This window comes from Streptomyces sp. NPDC004539, assembly GCF_040610055.1.
Classification (GTDB): domain Bacteria; phylum Actinomycetota; class Actinomycetes; order Streptomycetales; family Streptomycetaceae; genus Streptomyces.
In genome coordinates this window covers 243,899-260,051 of the sequence record NZ_JBEXLS010000008.1, presented here as the reverse complement: position 1 = coordinate 260,051, position 16,153 = coordinate 243,899, and the positions used below count along the sequence as shown (strand labels likewise).

Sequence of the window (16,153 nt, the reverse complement as noted above, 5' to 3'; positions counted from 1 at the left end):
TGATGTGAGACACATAAAAATCGCGTGAGAAACCGTACAACCTTTCCCATCCGTCACGGATCAAACCATGCGTAACACGGGCCACACCCGCGCCCCCCAACGCGGAAGGTCTCCCGCCGACATGTCACGCCAACCGGGCGTGCCGTGCCTGACATCAAGAGGTCTTCTTCCATGAAGCTCCGCCGCGCCATAGCCGTGGCCGCCGCGACGGCCGCCCTGTCCCCCCTCGCCCTGCTCTCCGCGCCCGCCGCGTTCGCCGAGGACAGCGCTTCGCCGTCGCCGAGCGGCTCCACCTCTCCCTCGGCCCCGGCCGACGACTCCGCCGCGGGGTCGGACAGCGGTTCCGGCACCGACACGGGGTCGGGCACCGACGCCGGTTCCGGCACCGACGCCGGCCAGCCCGCCGCGGGTTCCGACGACACCGAGAAGACCGAGCCCGGTGCGGACGACACCACCGGGGACAACGGCAAGGGTGACGAGGGCGACAAGGGCGAGACGACGGGTACGCCGACCCCGAGCACGCCGGTCACCACCACGCCGACGGCTCCGGCCGACGTCGACTACTGCGAGACCCTCGACCCGGAGGACGAGAACGCCTCGGTCGGCATCGACGAGAACCTGACCAGCGGTCTGATCGGCGTGCCCTCGAAGGTCGTCGCCGGCAGCGGCTGGAAGAACATCACGTTCAAGGTCTCCAACATCGGCGACCAGACGATCAAGAACATCAAGCCCATGCTGGGCATCGCCGCGTTCAGCGACGAGAAGGACTACTCCAACAAGGTCACGCTCCAGATCCTCCAGAAGTCCACGAACACCTGGAAGACCCTGGCGGACGCCTCGGGCGACGGCGCGACGCTCTCCGCGATCGATCTCGCGGGCGGCCAGTCGATCTCGTACAAGGTGCGCTTCAGCGTCAACGGCAGCGTGCCCGCGGCCTTCGGCATCACCGGCGGCATCGCGATGTACTCGGACTCCGAGGGCTGCTGGCTCTCGGACGACCCGAACATCTGGTACTACGAGTTCGAGGTCCTCGCCGCGGGTTCCAACGCCGGCAAGCCGAACGACGCCAAGCCCCAGACGGGCGGCGCCAAGCCGGTCAACCTCAGTGACGTCGACGCCACCGGCACCCTCGCCGAGACCGGCGCCGGCTCCGCGCTGCCGATGATCGGCCTCGTCGGCGGTGCCGCCGTGGTCGCGGGCGCGGGCGCGGTCTTCCTGGTCCGCCGCCGCAAGACGGACGGCAGCCACGCGTAAGGCGTACGCAAGCGCGTAGGCCGTGAGGCGTACGGAAACGACGGAGGGACCTGCGCTCGGAGGGGGGCGCAGGTCCTTCCGTTCTTCTCAGCTCCGCTCGGGCCGGGGCCCGGGCTCCCGTCCGGGCATCGCCGGCATCCCGAGGAACGGCAGCCGGAGCGCCCCGAACGCGTCCTCGGGCACGGCGGGCGACTTCGGCTCGACGGCCGCGATCCGTTCGTACGACGCTCCCTGGACCGGACGCGGGTCGGGCTCGCCCTTGTTCGGCCAGTACGCCATCGCCCGCTCGGCCTGCGCGGTGATCGTCAGCGACGGGTTCACCCCGAGGTTCGCGGAGACGGCGGCCCCGTCGACGACGGAGATCCCGGGGTACCCGTACAACCGGTGGTAGGGGTCGATGACGCCGCTCTCCCGGGAGTCCCCGATCGGGCACCCCCCGAGGAAGTGCGCGGTGAGCGGAGTCCCCATCAGTTCACCGACGTTGGACCCGGCGAAGCCGTTGATGTCGGCGGCGATCGCGGACGCGGCCTGTGAAGCGGCCTTGATCTGCTGGGGGTTGGGCGCCCCGTGCCCCTGACGGGCCGTCAACAGGCCCCGCCCGACGCCGGACGGCTTCAGGTAGGTCGTGAGCGAGTTGTCCAGCGACTGCATGACGAGCCCGATGATGGTCCGCTCCGACCACTTCCGGTTGGAGAGCGAGCGCAGCAGCAGCATGGGGTGCCGGGCGATGTGCGCGAGCCAGCCGGCGACCCTCGACGACCCTTCCGCGTAAGGGACTTGGACGATGGACAGGCCGCCCATCGCGTTGGACCCCTTGCCGTACCGCACCGGCTCGATGTGCGTGTTCGCGTCCGGGTGCACGGACGACGTGATGGCGACCCCGCGCGTGAAGTCGAGGGTGCGTCCGGTGGCCTTCCGGTAGCGCCGGTCATCGGTCTGCGCGCCGACGAGGGCCTCGGAGTTGGTCCGGGTCAGCTCTCCCAGCCGTTCGGAGAGGTGCGGGAGTTGGCCGTTCGCCTTCATCTTGTGCAGCAGCGTCTGGGTGCCGTAGGTACCGGCCGCGAGGACGACCCGGCGGGCGGTGAAGATCCGCCCCTTGCCCTTGCGCCGGTTGTCGGTGGGCAGCGTCGCGACCGCGTACCCGCCGCGCGAGTCGTCGGTGACGGAGACGACGGTGGTCATCGCGTGCACCGCCGCCCCGGCCTTCTCGGCGAGGTGGAGGTAGTTCTCGTTGAGGGTGTTCTTGGCCCCGTGCCGGCAGCCGGTCATGCACTCCCCGCACTCCGTGCAGGCCCGCCGCTTGGGCCCGGCGCCGCCGAAGTAGGGGTCGGCGACCTCCTCGCCCGGCCTCGCCTTCGGCGCCTGCCCGTCGGCGTCGTCGCCGTCCCCGAAGAAGACGCCGACCGGCGCCATGTGGAAGGTGTCGCCGACGCCCATGCTCTGCGCGGCGGCCCTGAGATGGACGTCGGAGGGGGTGACCGTCGGGTTGAGCCGCACCCCCAGCATCCGCCGGGCCTGGTCGTAGTACGGCGTCAACTCCGCTTCCCAGTCGGTGATCTCCTTCCACTGGGGGTCCTCGAAGAAGGCTTTCGGCGGTACGTAGAGGGTGTTGGCGTAGTTGAGGGAGCCGCCGCCGACCCCGGCACCGGCCAACACCATGACGTTGCCCAGGAGATGGATGCGCTGGATGCCGTAGAGGCCCAGCCTCGGCGCCCAGAGGTAGTTCCTGAGGTCCCAGGAGTTCTTGGGCAGCAGATCGCGGGCGAACCGGCGTCCGGCCTCCAGCACGCCTACGCGGTAACCCTTCTCGGTGAGGCGCAGCGCGGTGACGGAGCCGCCGAAGCCGGAGCCGACGACCAACACGTCGTAGTCGTACGGGTCTTGGGGGTTGTCGGACATACGGGCCTCCTAGCGGAACCGGAACGCTTTCATCACTCGCAGGCTCCGGCTCATGAAGCGCGCGTACTTCTCGTCGTCCATGCCGAGCGAGGGGGCCATCGGCAACAGCCGCTGGTGCGCGACCGTCTGGGCCTCGGTGTACTTGAGGATGCCCTCGGAGCCGTGGCGCCGGCCGAGCCCGGAGTCCTTCATGCCGCCCATCGGGGACTGGACGCTGCCGTAGGCGGGCGCGTACCCCTCGTTGACGTTGACGGTCCCGGTCCGCAGCCGCGCGGCGACGGCCCGGCCGCGCCGGCCGTCCTTGCTCCAGACGGAGGAATTCAGGCCGTACGCCGTGGAGTTGGCGGACTCGATCGCCTCGTCCTCGTCGGTGAAGCGGTAGATCGAGACGACCGGGCCGAAGGTCTCCTCGCCGCACACGGCCATCGGTGTCTCGACGCCGTCGAGGATGGTCGGCTCGTAGAAGTACGGGCCGATGTCGGGGCGCGCGGCCCCGCCCGTGACGACGGTGGCGCCCTTGGCGACGGCCTCCTCCACGTGCCGCCGCACGGTGTCGAGCTGGCGCTGCCCGACGAGCGAGCCCATCTCGGCGCCGTAGGCGAGGGAGTTGCCGAGCCGCATCGCCCGGGTGCGGGCCGCGAACCGGTCGAGGAAGACGTCGGCGATCGACTCGTGGACGTACAACCGCTCGATGGAGATGCAGAGTTGGCCGGCGGAGGAGAAACAGGCGCGGACGGCGCCGGCGGCGGCCTTCTCGACGTCCGCGTCCTTCAGGACCAGCATGGCGTTCTTGCCGCCGAGTTCGAGCGAGACGCCGACCAGCCGGGCGGCGGCGCCCTGCGCGACCTCGCGGCCGGTGCGGGTGGAGCCGGTGAAGGAGACGTAGTCGGCGTGCCGGACGACCTCGGGTCCGACGACCGGCCCGTCGCCGAGCACGACCTGGAAGACCTCGGCGGGCAGCCCCGCCTCGATCAGCAGGTCCCGTGCCCACAGCGCGGTGAGGCACGTCTCGGTGTCCGGCTTCATCACGACCGCGTTGCCCGCGACGAACGCGGGGATCGCGTCGCCGACGGAGAGCTCCAGCGGGTAGTTCCAGGGGGCTATCTGCCCGACCACCCCTCGGGGATGACGCAGCTCGGTGACCTTGGTCAGGGTGGGGATGGCCCCCGTATGCCCCTTGGCTCTCAGGTACGACGGACCCTTACGCCCGTAGTGCCGAGCGGCGACGGCGACGGCCTGGACCTCTTCGTGCGCGTGCAGGCGGGCCTTGCCGGTCTCCAGCTGGATCAGGTCGAGCACCTCGGCCTGGCGTTCCAGGACCAGGTCGTGGAAGCGCAGCAGGACCGCCGCCCGCTCCCGGACCGGGGTGCGCGCCCAGACGGCCTGCGCGGCGCGGGCCCGCTCGAAGGCGAGCGCCACGTCCTGCGGGGTCGACTCGGGCAGGTCGGCCAGCTTCTCCCCGGTGAACGGGGTGTGGTTGGCGGTCCGCCCGGAGCCCACGACACCCTTCGTGAGCTGTGCGACCAGTTCGGGGGTGACCACGTCGGCGGCGGTGCGCACCCCGGCCGGGGCCGGGGCGACGGGGTTGGTGCGGTGCGGGGCGCTGCTCTGAGCCTGCGAGTCCGTCATGACGCGCAGGGTATGCCGCCGCCGCACCTTTGGGTACCCGTCGGTAACGCGGATTCACCGCACCCGCACACCGCGCCAGCGTTCACTGGCAACGAACCCGCTGATCAGGGCGTTGCCCCCGGCCCCGGCCGTCAGCCGAAGAGCCAGCCGAGCGGGAAGGGGCGCCGGCGCTCGGGCGCCTGGGCGTCGAAACCGCCCGCCTGGACGCCGTCCCGCGTCTCCCCGCCCGCTTCCTCCCGCGCCTCTTTCGCGACCTCGGCATCGAGCTTCCCGGCCTCGGCACCGAGCTTCCCGGCCGGGCCGACGTGTTCGCCCGCCTCGGCGTCGAGTCGCCCGGCCTCGGCGTCCCTCGCCCCCGCCCCCGCCTCGACCTCAGCCCCGGCCCCGGCCCCGGCCCCGGCACAACTCCCAGAAACCGCTCTCAGCACCCTCTCCACCTCGTCCGCCCCCATCCGCCCCCCAGGCTCCCGGACGAGCAACCCCCCGAGCAGCGGCCCCAGTTCACCCGCCCCCTCCGCGACCGGCGCCTCCCCCGCGAGCACCGCCGCGACCGTCTCCCCGGCGGTCCCCCGCCGAAACGGCGACCCCCCTTCGACGGCGGCGTACAGCAGCACCCCCAGCGACCACAGATCCGACTCCGGCCCGGCGTGCTCCCCCGAGAGCCACTCCGGCGCGGCGAACTCCAACTCCTCGACGGCCGTTTCGGCGCCGTACCCGTGCGCGATCCCGAAGTCGGTCAGCACGACCCGCCCCGCGTCCCCGACCAGCACGTGCCCCGGCCGTACGTCCCGGTGGACGATCCCCACCGCGTGGGCGGCCCGCAGCGCGCCCAGCACGGCGACGCCCACCCGGGCGGCCTCGGCCACGCCGACCGGTCCCCGCGCGAGCACGTCCCCGAGCGACTCCCCCTCGACCAACTCCCTGACGACCCAGGGGACTTGGTCCTCGCCCTCGGCGACGACGTCATGGATGACGATCGCCCCGGGGTGCTCGACGCGGGCGGCGGCGCGGGCCTCGCGGTAGAGGCGGTGGGCGGCCCGCCGGTACTCCTCGCCACCCGGCTCCCCCGGCAACCGGGGTTCCTTGAGGGCGACCTGTCTCCCGGAGGTCTCGTCGCGGGCCCGCCACACGGTGCCCGCCCGGTCACCCCCGATCCGCCCGAGCAGGCGGTAGCGCCCGCCGACTATCCAGCCGTCCCCGTCGTCCCCGGCACCCCGGTCGTCGTTCATGCCACATGACTACCGTGCGGGGCACCCGGTTGTCGACGCGGGCCCGGGGCAAGGCAGTTCGGGCCCGGACCGGGGCTACGACCGGTCGGCCTCCCGCCAGCTCTTCAGCACCGACGTGAACTGCTGGGCGGCGGTCGCCCAGTCGCCCGCCGGGGACGACATGTAGATCGCGTACTCCGTCCCGTCGTGGGCGACGTACGTCTCCTCCACCGCCCGGCGCGGCCCGGGGTACGGGGTGTCCTTGGCGAGGGCCGTCCAGGTGTACTCCCATTCCGAGCCCTTGCGGTCCCGGTACAGGTTCTCCTCCAGCTTGACGCGCTGGTAGTCGACGAGCCGCTGGAGCTGCTTCTCCAGGTCGAGCTGGTGGGCGTGCGGGTCGGCGTAGTCGGGGGAGACGTCCATCGCGATGCGGACGAAGTGCTTGCCGCCGTCCGGCGTGTAGTCGATCTGCTTGAGGTCGCCGTCGTCCTGGAAGACCTGCCGCTTCCAGCCCTTCGGCAGGGAGAGCCCGAAGCCGAGCGGGTCGTTCACCTCGACCCAGGAGTCGGGCACGGTCCCCTCGATCGCGGACGGGCTCGGCGAGGGGTCGGACGCGGAGTGCTCCGTCTGCCGTCCCTCGTCCCACTTCTGGAAGGCCACCGCCGTCCCTCCGCCGACCAGCGCGGCGAGCACGACGACCAGGACGAGCGTCCGCCGCCGCCTGCGCCTGGGCGGCGGGGCCTGTCCGACGCCGTCCGTGGCCGGGCCGGTGGCCACGGGGGGCTGCCCCGCGGCGTGCGCCTGCGGGCCGGTCCCGTACGACGGCGTCCCCGTCGCACTGTCCAACGCCCCGCCCGCGTACGGAGTTCCCGTCGCCCCGAACCCGCCGGGGAGCGACCCGCTCCCCGAACCGCCCTCCGCCCCGTACCCGCCGGCAGCCGCGCCGCCGGTCCCGTACACCGCGCCGGACCCGGACCCGAAGCCGTCACCGCCCGTGGCGAACCCCGTACCGAACCCCGCGCCGCTCCCCGTCCCGTCGGTCCCGTTGCTCCCGCCGACGACCGCCCCGCCGGAACCTCCGCCAGTGCCTCCGGCGCCCCTGCCGGTCCCCCCGAGCCCGGCGCCCGACCCCGAGTCGAACCCCCGCCCGCCGGTCCCGTACCCGCCCGGGCCCCCGTACTGCGTCGGCACGTACGCCTGCGCCCCGTCGGGCCGCCGCCCCTCCGCCGCCTCCGCGAGCAGTTGCTCGGCCTCGGCGGTGTCGGGGCGGGTGGCGGGCTCCTTGCGCAGGAGCGCGGTGATGACGGGCCCGAGGGCCCCGGCGTTGCGCGGTTCGGCGGCCTCCTCCTGGACGACCGCCTGCATGGTCGTCAGCGGGGAGGTCCGCCGGAAGGGCGAGCGCCCCTCGACGGCGGTGTAGAGGGTGGCGCCGAGCGCCCACAGGTCGGAGGAGGGCCCGGGGTCGTTGCCCCGTACCCGCTCGGGCGCGAGGTAGTCCACCGAGCCGACGACCTCCCCCGTACGGGTGATCGTCGTGTCGCCCTCGATCTGCGCGATGCCGAAGTCGGTGAGCAGCACCCGGCCGTCGTCGGACAGGAGAACGTTGCCAGGCTTGACGTCGCGGTGCAGCACGCCCGCGGAGTGCGCGGCGCGCAGCGCCCGCAGCACCCACAGTCCGATCCGCGCGGCCTCGGCGGGCTCGACCCGCCCGTCCTCCTTGACCGCGTCGGCGAGCGAGCGCCCCACGACCAGCTCCATGACGATCCAGGGCCGGCCGTCGTGTTCGAGGACGTCGTGGACGGTGACGACGGCGGAGTGGTTGATCCGCGCCGCGGCCCGCGCCTCGGCCCGCGTCCGGGCCAGCAGGACCGCCTGGTCGGCCTCCGCGACGTAGAGGGCGGCGGTCAGCTCCTTGATGGCGACGGCCCGGTGCAGCAGCTCGTCGTGCGCACGCCACACACGGCCCATGCCGCCGCTCCCGATGGAGTCGACGAGCCGGTAGCGGCCCGCGAGGAGCAGGCCCTGCATCTGATTCACGTTGCCCCGCAATGCTCTTGACAGGCTCAGCGTAAAGACCGGCCGACCTCCGTGGAACCAAAGGGGGCCCATGGAGACAGCACTGTGACGGTTGTCGCTTCGGGCGTGCGGAGGGAACCGGCCCCCTCATGGTCCGTACCGGGGTCCGCTCACCGTGCGTACCGGAGCCCCCGCACGGCGCGTACCGGCGCTCAGCCGGTGTACCGGTAGCTCTCCGCCGCCTGCTCGTACAGCCTCGTCACCTCGTCCCGCTCCGCCTCCGGCCCCCGTACCTGGACGACGTGGTACCGCCCCGCGATGAGGATCGCCCGGTTGCGCACGAACAGCTCCCGTCCGTCGTCGTCCGTCCAGGTGAACTGCCCCTCGGCCATCTTCTGCTGCCCGACCTGGATGTTCCGCAGCCCGGACGCGGTCGCCCAGCTGGACGCCCGGTAGGGCTCCAGCTCGCTCTCCTTGTCCCGCTGGTAGGCCATCGGATCGCTCCCGTTCGCCGCCGCGCTGTCCCGGCCGGGTACGACGATCAGCTCGAAGTCGCCGTGGGAGTAGACGATCTGCCCGCGCCCGTTCTTAGGCGAGCGGTCCCACCCGTTGGCGACGGCGACGGAGAACCCGGCGTCGTCGGTACGCAGCGTGAACCCATCAGCGACGTCGGCGCCGGACCCGGCCTGCGTGGACGTGCCCGCCGTGGTCTCGTCGGTCCCCGGCGTCGACTGGTCGGGGCGCGGCTCGCTGCTCGCGGGCGGCGGGGAGGCGGTCGCCCCGGCGGCCTCGGTGGCGCCCGTGGACGTCCCGGGACCGCGCGCGGCCCCCTCGTCGCCGGCCTTGGGCATGAAGAGCACGGCGTACGCGATCGCCCCGGCCAGCAGGAGCAGGACGATCACCAGCAGCGTCCGCCCCAGGCTGCGGGGCGAGCGCTCCGGCTCGCCGCGCTCCCGCTTGTGCCGGGCGTGCGCCCCGCCTGCGGCGGCGCGGGCCCGGCGCCTGCGCACCAGCTCGCCCTTGCGGCGGATGATCGGCAGCCGGCGCGGGTCGGCGGGCGGCGCGGCGACGACGTACGCGCCGGCCTCCGCCTCGGGCGCCGAGCGCACCAGCGACCGCAGCCAGCCGCGCAGCTCCTCGAAGTCGGGCCGCTCGGTCGGGTCCTGGCGCAGCAGGGACTCCACGACCGGCCTGAGCGGTCCGCACTCCTCGGCGAACGCCGGGGGTTCGCCGCACACCATCTGCACGAGTTCGGCGGTCGAGTCCTCCGGGTAGGGCGCGTGTCCCTGGACCGCCCGGAAGAGGAGCGCGCCGAGCGCCCACAGGTCGGTGGCGGGGCCGATGGGGGCGGCCAGCTGCCAGTTCTCGTGCACCGGGCCGGCCTGCTCGGGGGCCCAGCGCTCCGTGACGGGGCCCACGACCGCCATCCGCGCCTGCCGGGCGCGCTCGGCGGCGAGGGCGGTGGGCGGGGTCGGCCGGGTCTGTTGCGGGATGTCGTACGCGGGACGGGCGGTGTCTGCCTGTCCAACGGCCGGGACCGGCGCCGGGGTTCCCGCCGCGAGGTCACTCCATCGGGTGGGGGTGACGGGGGTTTCGGGGAGGGCGGGGTGGGGGGGCTGTGCCCCGTACGGGCCGGGGGCGCCGTACGGACCGGGAGTGCCGTACGGGCCGGGGGCTCCCTGGGGTCCGGCGAGGCCCTGGGGCGCCGGCACGCCGTGGGGGTCCGCGACGCCCGGGGTCTCGCGGGTGCCGTAGGCGCCGGCTCCCCGGTTCTCGCGCACCCCGTACGGGTCGGCGATCTGCCCGGGAGGGCCGGGCGGGTTCTCGGTGCGGGCGCCGGGCAGGGCGGTGCGGCCGTTCTGCTGGGCCTCCTGGACGCGGGCGGCGGCGCGCGCGCCCGCGCGGTAGGCGGCGATCGCCCCGGCGCGCGCGGCGCGGATGTCGTCCCCGGTCTCCAGCGGGGCGCGCCGGGCGACCTCGCCGCCGGAGGGGGGCACCGGTGTGCCGTTGCCGCTCTCGCCGCCCGGCAGCCGTCCGGCGGAGCGCGCCTCTATCGCGGCCCGGCGCGCGGCCTCGGGGTCGGCGCCGGCGTCACCGGGAGGCGGGCCGCCGGCGGCCCTGGGCAGCGGGCCGTCCTCGGCGGGCACCGGATCGTTCCCGCACAGCGCCTCCTCGGCCGCGCCGACCGCGAGGCCGGTGAGGACGATCCGCCCGTCGTCGCAGACGAGGACGGTCCGCGCGGTGATGTTCCGGTGCACCCAGCCGTGCGCGTGCAGCACGCGCAGCGCCATCAGCACGTCGGAGGCGACCTCGGCCGCCCGGTACGGCGTCAGCGGCTTCTCGGCGAGCAGGTCGCCCAGCGTGCGCGCGCCCACCAGTTCGCTCACTATCCACAGCGAGCCGCCCTCGGCGAACACGTCGAAGACCTGGTCGAGCCGGGGGTGGTCGGGAATCCGCGCGGCGGCCTGGGCGGCCTCCAGGGCGCGGCGTACGACGGGGTCGGCGGGCCTGCGGGTGCTGGCGGACGTGCTCTCCCGGGCCGTGAACCCGGCGGGCAGCCCCTCCGCGTCGAGCACCTCGGCCTCGACGACCTCGGGCAGCGGCACCTGCCGGACCAGGACCTCCTGGCCGCTGTAGGTGTCGAAGGCCCGCGTCTCGTGGAGGTCGTTCGTCTCGGAGAACGGCAGGGGCAGCCGGTAACGGTCGGCGAGCACCCGACCCGCGTAGTCGTCCATCGTGCCTCCCCCGGCCGCCCGGTCTGTCAATTCCGTTCGCGTCGCGGTCCGTTGTGCACCTCTACCCGGATGCGTACGGTCCGCGAGCACTCACGATACGTGCCGGAGGCAACCCACAGAGAGTGGTTGCCACATATCCCGGTCCATCCCCCGCCCGCCCCGCCCGGAAGCGTCCGTCTCACTTCTTGGGCTCGAAGCTCTCCGTCAGCGCCGCCCACGTGGACTTCCGCAGCTCACCGGCCCAGTCCTCGGCCTTCGCCGTGTACATGAGCGCGTACCCCTGGGTGCCGCTGACGACGAAGCCCCGGTCGATCGTCCGGTACGAGGTACCACTCTCCGTGTAGGTGAACTCCCAGTCGGCCGTGTTCCAGCCGCGGTAGCTCACCGCCTCTATTCGGACCTTCTGGTACTGCGCGCGCCGCATGGACCGCTCCTGGCTCTTCCAGTCCGCGACCGGATCGTCCTTCGGCGTGCTGGTCCAGGCGACGAGCAGCTTCTGCCCGCCGGGCCCGGTGAACCGGTCCCCCGCCGAGCTCGCGGTCTGGAACGCCCATCCGGCGGGCAGCCCGATCGAGTACCCCTGCCCGCCCTCGTACGTCGACACCGCGCCGCCCGTCGCGGGCGTCACCTGCGCTCCGGTGCCCCCGCTCGGCGAGGTCCCGTCGGGTGCGGCGGACTGTCCGGCCGCGCCGTCGGTACGGGTCCCGCCCGACTCGTCCTCCTTGGTGCCGACGCTCGCGCTCTCGCTCGCGACGGTCCGCCCGGCGCCGTCGCCCCGGGAGCTGTCGGAGGTGCCGTCGCCGCCGAGGGTGACCGCGAGGACGGTGCCGATCACGGCGAGCACGACGACGACCGCGATGATCACCAGCGTCCGCTTCGGGACGACGTCGGTGAGCGGGGCCCGCTGGACGGGCCGCGCGGGGAGGTCCGGCGGTTCCATGACGGGCCAGCCGGAACTGCGGCCCGCAGTCTGGGCGTTGGCCGGCACCGGGCCGCCACTGGTCGCGGAGACGGTCCGCCCGGCGGCCGGGGCTCCGGCGGCGACGGGCGCCTTCGGCTCGGGCCGCGTCTTCTCGGCGGGCGGCGCGGGGGCCTCGGGGGCCGCCGGGACGGGGACGACCTGGGTCCGGTCCATGGACTGGGTCGTCTCGGGTTCGGGCGCGTAGACGATCTTCTCCAGCAGCGCCCGCGCGCCGGTGTCGTCGAGCCGCCGCAAGGGGTCCTTCGTGAGCAGCCCGTAGATGACGTCACGCAGGGGGCCGGCGTGCTTCGGCTCCTCCAGCGGCTCGGTCATCACGGCCGTGAGGGTCGCGATCGCGGAGCCCTTGTCGTAGGGCGGGGCGCCCTCGACCGACGCGTACAGCAGGCCGCCGAGGGACCAGAGGTCCGCCGCGGGGCCGGGCTTGTGGCCGCGCGCCCGCTCGGGGGCGATGTAGGAGGGGGCACCGACGAGCATGCCGGTGGAGGTGATGGACGGGTCGCCCTCGACCTGCGCGATCCCGAAGTCGGTGAGGACGACCCGGCCGTCCTCGGCGATCAGCACGTTCGACGGCTTCACGTCCCGGTGCAGGATGCCCGCGCGGTGCGCCGCCCGCAGCACGTCGAGGATCGCGAGCCCGACCTCGGCCGCGCGCCGGGGCTTCAGCAGGCCGTCCTCACGGATGACCTCCGCGAGCGAGCGGCCCTCGACCAGCTCCATGACGATCCACGGCCGGTCGTCCTCGTCGACCACGTCGAAGACGGTCACCGCGCTGTTGTTGCGGATCTTCGCGATGGCCTTCGCCTCGCGCAGCGTCCGCGTGATCAGCCGGCGTTTCTCCTCATCGTCGATGCTCGACGGGAACCTCAGCTCCTTGACGGCGACGGTCCGCCCGAGCGTCTCGTCCTCCGCTCGCCACACCGTCCCCATGCCGCCGCGGCCGAGTACGCCTCCCAGCCGGTACCGCCCGGCGAGGAGACGTGCGCTCTTGTCCTGACGAGATGTCCCCGCCCGCTCCGCCTCCGACATGCGTCCCCTCATGCAACCCGCCCTGACAGAGCCTTCATTGTCCCCTACCCGCCAAGCGCCCGACGCCCGGACCCCCCTCTCCTCGCACCCCTCCTCTTCACATTCCGGCCAATAGGTACACCGCACTTCGGCCATCCTCACCTCCCTTCCACGCCACCCGTCCCCGTCAACCCGCCGAACCCGCCCCGACATTCACCGCACGACCCCCCGAACCGGCCGAACCGACCGCCGCCGAGGGCCAGTTGACGACGACCGTCACGCCAACCGCACGCCTCCCCCATGTCCGTCTCACCTCACACCCATCTACGGCCTGCATCATGACCCCCACCACCTGAGGAGGACCCCGCGATGCCACCGCCCCGGAGCCTGCTGGTCGTGGCCGTCGCCCTCCTGCTGCTGGAACTCGCGACGGCCGGGTCCCGCGCGACCGTGAACCCGCCCTCGCAGGCCCTGCTGCCCCTGCTGGTCTCCCGGGGGAAGGCGCCGGCCGCCGCCCTCCTGGCCCGCGACACCGACGGGAGCCGGTACGCGTCCGCCGGGACCGGGATCTCCCGCGACGACCGCTTCCGGGCCGGCAGCGTCACGAAGACCTTCGTCGCGACCGTGGTGCTCCAACTGGCCGCGGAACACCGGCTGTCACTCTCAGCCCCGGTGGAGCGGTACCTCCCGGGCCTGGTGCGGGGAGCCGGCAACGACGGCCGCGCGCTGACCCTGCGCTCCCTGCTCACCCACACCAGCGGGCTGTACGACTTCACCCGGGACACCGGGGGGACCGTCCCCCTCACCGCTCTCGAAGCCGTTCGTCTGGCCCTCACCCACCCTCCGGCCGACCGAGGCCGCTACGCCTACTCCAACACCAACTACGTCCTGCTCGGCCTGGTCGTCGACCGGGTCACCGGCCACTCCTACGCGGCCGAGGCCGAGCGCCGCATCATCGCTCCCCTCCGTCTGGCGGGCACCTCCTTCCCTGGCTCTCTTACGGCTCTTCCCTCACCTCACGGCCGCGCCTACGCGAGCGACGGTTCCGACGTCACCGATCTCGACCCTCGCGTCGCCGGGGCGTCCGGCGAGCTGGTGACCACGCTCGCCGACCTCGACCGCTTCTACTCGGCGCTCCTCGGGGGAGCCCTCCTGCCCCCGCGCCTGCTGCGCGAGATGCTGGACACCCGCGCCGCACACGGCTCGTACGGCATGGGCCTGTTCCCCACGAGGCTGCCCTGCGGTGTCACCGTGTGGGGGCACGACGGCCGGATCTCCGGCAGTTACGTGCGCACCGCGACCACCGTCGACGGCCGGCACACCCTCACCTTCCGCGTGAACACCACGACGCTGACCGACCCCGCCCTCGAACCGGCCCTGCTCTCCGCCGAGTTCTGTCCGCGTTACCAGTGAAACGGCGGGGCTTCGGGCAAAGATCCCGGCGAGGGGTCACTCGTCCGAGTGATGTCGTCCGCGGCGCCCTGAGCCCCGCGCCCTGCCCCCCGCCCTGAGCCCCCTCACAAGGGAACGATGTCCGGCGCCCCCAGTCGCGCCGCGTCCGCCGTCAGGTCGTCCGGCTGCCGCTGCGACTCCCGCTCGGCCTCCACCCGCTTCTCGTAGTGCTGGACCTCCCGCTCGACCTGCCCCTCGTCCCACCCGAGGACCGGCGCCATCAGCTCGGCGGCCTCGCGGGCGCAGCGGGTGCCCCGGTCGAAGGTCTCGATGGAGATCCGGGTCCGCCGGGTCAGCACGTCGTCGAGGTGCCGGGCCCCTTCGTGCGAGGCGGCGTAGACGACCTCGGCCCGCAGATAGTCGTCGGCCCCCTGGAGCGGCTCGCCCAGCGAGGAGTCCTCGGCGATCAGGTCCAGCACCTCCTGCGCCAGCGCGCCGAACCGGTTCAGCAGATGCTCGATGCGCACGACGTGCAGCCCGGCCTTCGCGGCGAGCCGCGCCCGCCCGTTCCACAGCGCTCGGTACCCCTCGGCGCCGAGCAGCGGCACGTCCTCGGTGACACAGGCGGCGACCCGCTGGTCCAGCGCGTGGACGGCCTCGTCGACCGCGTCCTTGGCCATCACCCGGTACGTCGTGTACTTGCCGCCCGCGACGACGACGAGCCCCGGCACCGGGTGGGCGACGGTGTGCTCGCGGGAGAGTTTGCTGGTCGCGTCCGACTCGCCGGCCAGCAGGGGCCGCAGTCCGGCGTACACCCCTTCGACGTCGTCCCGGGTGAGGGGCGTCGCGAGGACCGCGTTCACGTGTTCCAGGAGGTAGTCGATGTCGGCGCTGGACGCGGCGGGGTGCGCCTTGTCGAGGTCCCAGTCGGTGTCGGTCGTCCCGACGATCCAGTGCCGCCCCCAGGGGATGACGAAGAGCACGGACTTCTCGGTGCGCAGGATCAGCCCGGTCGAGGAGTTGATGCGGTCTCTGGGGACGACGAGGTGGATGCCCTTGGAGGCCCGGACGTGGAACTGGCCGCGCGAGCCGACCATCGCCTGCGTGTCGTCCGTCCACACCCCGGTCGCGTTGACGATCTGCCGGGCCCGGATCTCGTACTCCCCGCCCGCCTCGACGTCCTGCACGCGCGCGCCGACGACGCGTTCGCCCTCGCGCAGGAACCCGGTCACCCGCGCGCGGTTGGCGACCTTCGCGCCGTACGAGGCGGCGGTGCGTACGAGGGTGGCGACGAAGCGGGCGTCGTCCATCTGGGCGTCGTAGTACTGGAGGGCGCCGACGAGGGCGTCCTTGCGCAGGGCGGGGGCGACGCGCAGGGCATGACGGTGGCTCAGGTGGCGGTGCCTGGGCAGGCCCCGGCCGTGGCCCCGGGCCATCGACATCGCGTCGTAGAGGGCGACGCCGGAACCGGCGTAGAGGCGCTCCCAGCCCTTGTGCTGGAGCGGGTAGAGGAACGGCACCGGTTTGACCAGGTGCGGGGCGAGGCGCTCCAGGAGGAGGCCGCGCTCCTTCAGCGCCTCGCGGACGAGGGCGAAGTCGAGCATCTCCAGGTAGCGCAGGCCGCCGTGGATGAGCTTGCTGGAGCGGCTGGAGGTGCCGGACGCCCAGTCCCGGGCCTCGACCAGGCCGGTCGACAGGCCCCGGGTGACGGCGTCGAGAGCCGTCCCCGCGCCGACCACTCCGGCCCCGACGACCAGCACGTCCAGTTCACGCTCGGCCATCTCCGCCAGGGACTCGGCACGCTGTACCGGTCCCAGTGTCGCTGTCCTCACCGTCGCCTCCCGCCGTCGACCACCCTGCCCTGGCTCAAAGTCTGACCGGCTCGCCAGAGTTCGGCCACCACTCGTGCCCCACCTGTGGACAACACGCTGGACCAATCCACCATAACGGTCATATTTACTCTTAGTCTGACATGGCACTCGCCCGTCCAGTCCACAGGGCTTGCGCACCCGCCCCGCATCGGTTAACCCCAC

Annotated in this window: 9 protein-coding genes; 2 read left to right on the top strand and 7 right to left on the bottom strand. The window is 73.2% G+C overall.

Features of this window, described 5'->3' with window-relative positions:
* Positions 1-171 precede the first annotated feature (171 nt).
* On the top strand, positions 172-1,254 hold the full coding sequence (locus tag ABZX85_RS19290) for an LPXTG cell wall anchor domain-containing protein (RefSeq protein WP_355869567.1): 1,083 nt from the start codon (positions 172-174) through the stop codon (positions 1,252-1,254).
* Positions 1,255-1,341: 87 nt separating this feature from the next.
* Here ABZX85_RS19290 and ABZX85_RS19285 read toward each other — a convergent pair whose 3' ends face one another.
* The 6 genes from ABZX85_RS19285 to ABZX85_RS19260 form a co-directional block, all read right to left on the bottom strand.
* Positions 1,342-3,153, bottom strand: coding sequence for a GMC family oxidoreductase (locus ABZX85_RS19285; protein ID WP_355869564.1), 1,812 nt, complete (start codon positions 3,151-3,153; stop codon positions 1,342-1,344).
* A 9-nt stretch (positions 3,154-3,162) separates the two neighbouring features.
* On the bottom strand, positions 3,163-4,782 hold the full coding sequence (locus ABZX85_RS19280; protein ID WP_355869561.1) for a succinic semialdehyde dehydrogenase: 1,620 nt from the start codon (positions 4,780-4,782) through the stop codon (positions 3,163-3,165).
* Positions 4,783-4,913: 131 nt separating this feature from the next.
* Positions 4,914-6,011, bottom strand: coding sequence for a serine/threonine-protein kinase (locus ABZX85_RS19275; protein WP_355869559.1), 1,098 nt, complete (start codon positions 6,009-6,011; stop codon positions 4,914-4,916).
* 75 nt (positions 6,012-6,086) lie between these two features.
* Complete coding sequence (locus ABZX85_RS19270; RefSeq protein ID WP_355869556.1) at positions 6,087-8,018, bottom strand: serine/threonine-protein kinase; 1,932 nt, start codon at positions 8,016-8,018, stop codon at positions 6,087-6,089.
* Positions 8,019-8,218: 200 nt separating this feature from the next.
* On the bottom strand, positions 8,219-10,741 hold the full coding sequence (locus tag ABZX85_RS19265) for a protein kinase (RefSeq protein WP_355869554.1): 2,523 nt from the start codon (positions 10,739-10,741) through the stop codon (positions 8,219-8,221).
* 178 nt (positions 10,742-10,919) lie between these two features.
* Complete coding sequence (locus tag ABZX85_RS19260) at positions 10,920-12,749, bottom strand: serine/threonine-protein kinase (RefSeq protein WP_355869551.1); 1,830 nt, start codon at positions 12,747-12,749, stop codon at positions 10,920-10,922.
* Positions 12,750-13,097: 348 nt separating this feature from the next.
* Between ABZX85_RS19260 and ABZX85_RS19255 the strand changes: the two genes are divergently transcribed.
* Positions 13,098-14,141: a serine hydrolase domain-containing protein gene (locus ABZX85_RS19255; protein WP_355869548.1), complete on the top strand. Its 1,044-nt coding sequence runs from the start codon at positions 13,098-13,100 to the stop codon at positions 14,139-14,141.
* Between the two features lie 104 nt (positions 14,142-14,245).
* Here ABZX85_RS19255 and ABZX85_RS19250 read toward each other — a convergent pair whose 3' ends face one another.
* Positions 14,246-15,952, bottom strand: a complete 1,707-nt coding sequence (locus ABZX85_RS19250; RefSeq protein WP_355869545.1) for a glycerol-3-phosphate dehydrogenase/oxidase — start codon at positions 15,950-15,952, stop codon at positions 14,246-14,248.
* Positions 15,953-16,153: the final 201 nt, after the last annotated feature.

Bases quoted from the DNA above. Each gene is read 5' to 3' on its own strand.
- ABZX85_RS19290 (WP_355869567.1), top strand. From the start codon at position 172: ATGAAGCTCCGCCGCGCCATAGCCGTGGCCGCCGCGACGGCCGCCCTG.
- ABZX85_RS19285 (WP_355869564.1), bottom strand. From the start codon at position 3,153: ATGTCCGACAACCCCCAAGACCCGTACGACTACGACGTGTTGGTCGTC.
- ABZX85_RS19280 (WP_355869561.1), bottom strand. From the start codon at position 4,782: ATGACGGACTCGCAGGCTCAGAGCAGCGCCCCGCACCGCACCAACCCC.
- ABZX85_RS19275 (WP_355869559.1), bottom strand. From the start codon at position 6,011: ATGAACGACGACCGGGGTGCCGGGGACGACGGGGACGGCTGGATAGTC.
- ABZX85_RS19270 (WP_355869556.1), bottom strand. From the start codon at position 8,018: ATGCAGGGCCTGCTCCTCGCGGGCCGCTACCGGCTCGTCGACTCCATC.
- ABZX85_RS19265 (WP_355869554.1), bottom strand. From the start codon at position 10,741: ATGGACGACTACGCGGGTCGGGTGCTCGCCGACCGTTACCGGCTGCCC.
- ABZX85_RS19260 (WP_355869551.1), bottom strand. From the start codon at position 12,749: ATGTCGGAGGCGGAGCGGGCGGGGACATCTCGTCAGGACAAGAGCGCA.
- ABZX85_RS19255 (WP_355869548.1), top strand. From the start codon at position 13,098: ATGCCACCGCCCCGGAGCCTGCTGGTCGTGGCCGTCGCCCTCCTGCTG.